At 78.2% G+C, this 3,933-nt stretch carries 5 protein-coding genes; 4 read left to right on the plus strand and 1 reads right to left on the minus strand.

Features of this window, described 5'->3' with window-relative positions:
* Window positions 1–132 precede the first annotated feature (132 nt).
* The 4 genes from NT8_RS27505 to ligD all read left to right on the plus strand — a co-directional run bounded on the left by NT8_RS27505 (window position 133) and on the right by ligD (window position 3,445).
* Window positions 133–1,371 (plus strand): endonuclease/exonuclease/phosphatase family protein, encoded by a 1,239-nt coding sequence (locus NT8_RS27505; RefSeq protein WP_067975861.1) that lies wholly within the window; start codon window positions 133–135, stop codon window positions 1,369–1,371.
* 92 nt (window positions 1,372–1,463) lie between these two features.
* Window positions 1,464–1,718 (plus strand): hypothetical protein, encoded by a 255-nt coding sequence (locus tag NT8_RS27510; protein WP_067975863.1) that lies wholly within the window; start codon window positions 1,464–1,466, stop codon window positions 1,716–1,718.
* Window positions 1,719–1,806: 88 nt separating this feature from the next.
* Window positions 1,807–2,451, plus strand: coding sequence for a DNA polymerase ligase N-terminal domain-containing protein (locus NT8_RS27515; RefSeq protein WP_067975866.1), 645 nt, complete (start codon window positions 1,807–1,809; stop codon window positions 2,449–2,451).
* 52 nt (window positions 2,452–2,503) lie between these two features.
* A complete protein-coding gene (gene ligD / locus NT8_RS27520; protein WP_067975869.1) occupies window positions 2,504–3,445 on the plus strand; it encodes a non-homologous end-joining DNA ligase in 942 nt (313 codons plus the stop codon).
* 31 nt (window positions 3,446–3,476) lie between these two features.
* Here ligD and NT8_RS27525 read toward each other — a convergent pair whose 3' ends face one another.
* Window positions 3,477–3,782, minus strand: coding sequence for a chorismate mutase (locus NT8_RS27525; protein WP_067975871.1), 306 nt, complete (start codon window positions 3,780–3,782; stop codon window positions 3,477–3,479).
* Window positions 3,783–3,933 lie beyond the last annotated feature (151 nt).

Genomic DNA, 3,933 nt, shown 5'->3' on the forward strand with positions numbered 1-3,933 from the left:
CCCCGCCGCACCCGCCGCCGGACACCCGCCCGCGCCCCGCTGATGAAGGATGTTCACCGGGGGGTCGGCCGGGACCGGGTGCGTGCGCGGCATGCTGGTGGGGTCCCGCGCCCCGGATCGAAAGGCCCCGCCATGCGCCTCCGCCCCACCGCCGCCGTGCCGTGCGCCCTGACGGCCACCGCCCTGGCCGCCGCCCTGCTGGCACCGGCCCCCGCCGCCGCCGAGCCCGCGCAGCGGGGCTCCGGGGTGCGCTTCGCCACCTTCAACGCCTCGCTGAACCGGGCGGCCGAGGGCGAACTGGTCGAGGACCTGTCGACCCCCGGCGACGCGCAGGCGCGCGCCGCCGCCGAGGTGATCCAGCGGACCCGCCCCGACGTGCTGCTCGTCAACGAGTTCGACTACGACCCCCGCGGCCGGGCCGCCCGGCTCTTCCAGGACAACTACCTGTCGACCGGGCAGAACGGCGCCGACCCCATCGACTACCCCTACCGCTACAGCGCCCCCGTCAACACCGGCGTCGCCTCCGGCGCCGACCTCGACAACAGCGGGGAGGCGGTCACCGAACCGGGCACCCCCGGCTACGCCGAGGACGCCCTGGGCTTCGGCGCGTTCCCCGGCCAGTACGGCATGGCGGTGTTCTCCCGGTACCCCATCGACACCCGCGCGGTCCGCACCTTCCAGGACTTCCGGTGGGCCGACATGCCCGGCGCGCTGCTGCCCACCGACCCCGAGACCGGCGAGGGCTTCTACTCCGACGACGAGCTGGAGCTGCTGCCGCTGTCGTCCAAGAGCCACTGGGACATCCCGGTGCGGGTGGGGCGCGGCCGCCCCGTGCACCTGCTCGCCGCCCACCCCACCCCGCCGACCTTCGACGGCCCCGAGGAGCGCAACCTGCTCCGCAACCACGACGAGATCCGGTTCTGGGCCGACTACGTCGACCCGCGCGCCGGCCGCTACATCTACGACGACGAGGGGCGGCGCGGCGGCCTGGCGCCCGGCGCGCCGTTCGTCGTCGCGGGCGACCTCAACGCCGACCCGGCGGACGGCGACGGCCACCCCGACGCGATCGCCCGGCTGCTCGACGCCCCGAGGGTGAACGGCGGCGTGCGCCCGGCGAGCGCGGGCGGCCCGGAGGCGGCGGAACTCCAGGGCGGCGCGAACACCGGCCACGACGGCGACCCCGCCCACGACACCGCCGACTTCGCCGACGACCCGGCGCCCGGCAACCTGCGCGCCGACTACGTGCTGCCGTCGCGCGGGCTGCCGGTGCGCGGCAGCGGGGTGCACTGGCCGGTCGCGGCCGACCCGGCGTCGGTGTCGGCGCGCGCGGCGTCGGACCACCGCCTGGTCTGGGTCGACGTCCGCCGCTGAGCGGCACCGCCGCGCCGCCCCGGGGCCGTCGCGCGGGGCGGCCCCGGGGCGGCGCGGTGTTTGGCCGGGCCGCGGCGCGGTAGCCGGAGCCCATGCTCTCGTTTCCGCCCGTGCGGCGCTTCGCCGACCGCCGGCCCTACGCGTACGTGGCCGTGACCGCGCCGGTCGCGGGGGTGGCCTTCGGGTTCCTCGTCTACCTGTGGGACCTCGTGTGGAAAGCGTCCGCCGGCCCGGTGAGCGCGGTGGTGGCGGCCGCCGTGTTCGCCGCGGTGTGGGGCGGGGCGATGGCCCTGCTCGTCCGGCACCGGCGGCGCGCGGGGCGCGCCGCCTGGGAGCGCCGCCGCTGACCCGGCTCCGGACCGGCCGGGCCGGGTGTGCGCCCGGCGCGCGCGGGTAGCCCTCCCGCGACCGCACACGCAGCACCGGGAGGCGGACATGGGCGGCGAACGGGACCGGTCCCCCCTCGCGGACTACGACCGCAAGCGCGACTTCACGCGCACCGGCGAACCGCGCGGCACCGCGCGGCGCGGGCGCGGCGGGCGCCGGCGCGCCCCCGTCTTCGTGGTCCAGCACCACGTCGCGCGGCGCGAGCACTACGACGTCCGGCTGGAGGTCGACGGCGTACTGAAGTCGTGGGCGGTGCCGAAGGGCCCGTCCACCGACCCGCGCGACAAGCGCCTCGCCGTGCCCACCGAGGACCACCCGCTCGACTACGCCGACTTCGAGGGCAGCATCCCGGCCGGCGAGTACGGCGGCGGCACCGTCCTGCTCTGGGACACCGGCACCTACACCAACACCACCAGCAAGAACGGCCGCGACCTCACCATGGCCGAGGGCATCGAGCACGGCCACATCAGCTTCCGGCTCGACGGGGAGAAGCTGCGCGGCGGGTACGCGCTGAACCGGTTCCGCCACGGGGCCGAGGAGGCGTGGCTGCTGGTCAAGGAGAAGGACGCCGACGCGCGGCGCCGCCCCACCTCCAGCCGCCCCGAGTCGGTGCGCACCGGCCGGCGGCTGCCGGAGATCGCCGAGGCGGAGGGGCGCACCCTGAAGGGCCGCCCGCTCGACGGCGGCCGGTGAGCCGCGCCCGCGGCGCGGCGCGGCCGAAGGACGACGAGGAGGACGGCACCGCGTGAGCACCCCCATCGCGACCCTGAACGCCGGCCGCCGCCGCGTGCGGCTCGGCAACCCCGGCAAGGAGCTGTTCGGCCCCGGCGGGGTGACGAAGCGCGGACTGGCCGACCACTACCGGTCGGTGGCCCCGCTGATGCTGCCGCACCTGCGCGGGCGCCCGCTCACCCTGCACCGGTTCCCCGACGGCATCGACCCCGGCCCCTCGGGCACCGGCGGGTTCTTCCAGAAGCGGCGGCCCGACAGCGCCCCCGACTGGGTACGGGGGGTGCGCGTCGAGCGCGAGCAGGGCGGCACACTGACCATGCCGGTGTGCGAGGACACCGCCACCCTGCTGTGGCTGGCCGACCAGGCGGTGGTCACCCCGCACCCGTGGCCGAGCCGTGCCGACCGCCCCCGCCACCCCGACCGCATGGTGGTCGACCTGGACCCGGCGCGCGACGACTTCCCCGCCGTGCGCCGCGCCGCGCGGGCCGTCGGCGAGGTCCTGGACGAGATCGGGCTGTCCGGCCACCTCATGACCACCGGGTCGCGCGGCCTGCACGTGGTGGTCCCGCTGCGCCGCGAGGCCGACGTCGACGCGGTGCGCGACCTGGCGCGCGGCGCGGCGGAGGTCGCCGCGCGCCGCCGCCCGCGCGAGCTGACCACCGAGGTGCGCAAGGACGCGCGCGGCGGCCGGCTCTTCCTGGACGTGCTGCGCAACGCCTACGCCCAGCACGCGGTCGCCCCCTACGCGGTGCGGGCGCTGCCGGACGCGCCGGTGGCGGTGCCGGTGGCGTGGGCGGAGCTGGCGGACGTGCCGTCGGCGCGGGCGTGGACGGTGCGCACGCTGCCCGAGCGGCTGGCCGGGCTGCCGGACGGCCGCGACCCCTGGCACGGGCTGGCGCGGCGGGCGCGGTCGCCGCGCCGGGCGGCCGAGCGGCTGGCCCGCCTGGCCGGCTGAGGCCGCCGACCGGGCCGGGCCGGTCGGCCGGTCACGCGGGGGCGCCGCCGCGGCGCTCCTCCTCGGCGGCGTCGAGCCCGGCCTCGATGACGCCCGCCATGATCCGGGCGAGCCGGTCGGGGCCGAGGCGCGGAGCGTGCCGGGCCATCGCGGCGACCAGGTCGCGCTCGCGGCGGGGGTCGCGGCCGGCGAACCCCCCGACGGGCTTGAGGCGCTGGACGTCGGCGGCGAGGAGCGCGCGGCGCTCCAGCAGCGCGGCGAGTTCGGCGTCGACGCGGTCGATCCGGGCGCGCAGCTCGTCGATCGCGGGGCCGCTGCGGGCGGTGGCGTCGTGCATGGCTGACCTCCGTGGGGAACGGGCGGCCGGCGGCGCCGGGACGGAACGGAAGGGACGGGCCGGCCGCGGGAAAAGGGAAAGGAGCGGGGGCAGTGCCCTCCGCTCCGGAGCCGACCGGGTCCCGCGCCGCCTAGGGAGTGCTTTTTGGAGG

It is taken from the genome of Nocardiopsis trehalosi NBRC 14201 (genome assembly GCF_001552555.1).
GTDB classification, from domain to species: Bacteria; Actinomycetota; Actinomycetes; order Streptosporangiales; family Streptosporangiaceae; genus Nocardiopsis_B; species Nocardiopsis_B trehalosi.

Excerpts from the sequence above, each read along its gene's own strand:
- NT8_RS27510 (WP_067975863.1), top strand. The coding sequence starts at position 1,464 with ATGCTCTCGTTTCCGCCCGTGCGGCGCTTCGCCGACCGCCGGCCCTAC.
- NT8_RS27515 (WP_067975866.1), top strand. The coding sequence starts at position 1,807 with ATGGGCGGCGAACGGGACCGGTCCCCCCTCGCGGACTACGACCGCAAG.
- NT8_RS27505 (WP_067975861.1), top strand. The coding sequence starts at position 133 with ATGCGCCTCCGCCCCACCGCCGCCGTGCCGTGCGCCCTGACGGCCACC.
- NT8_RS27525 (WP_067975871.1), bottom strand. The coding sequence starts at position 3,782 with ATGCACGACGCCACCGCCCGCAGCGGCCCCGCGATCGACGAGCTGCGC.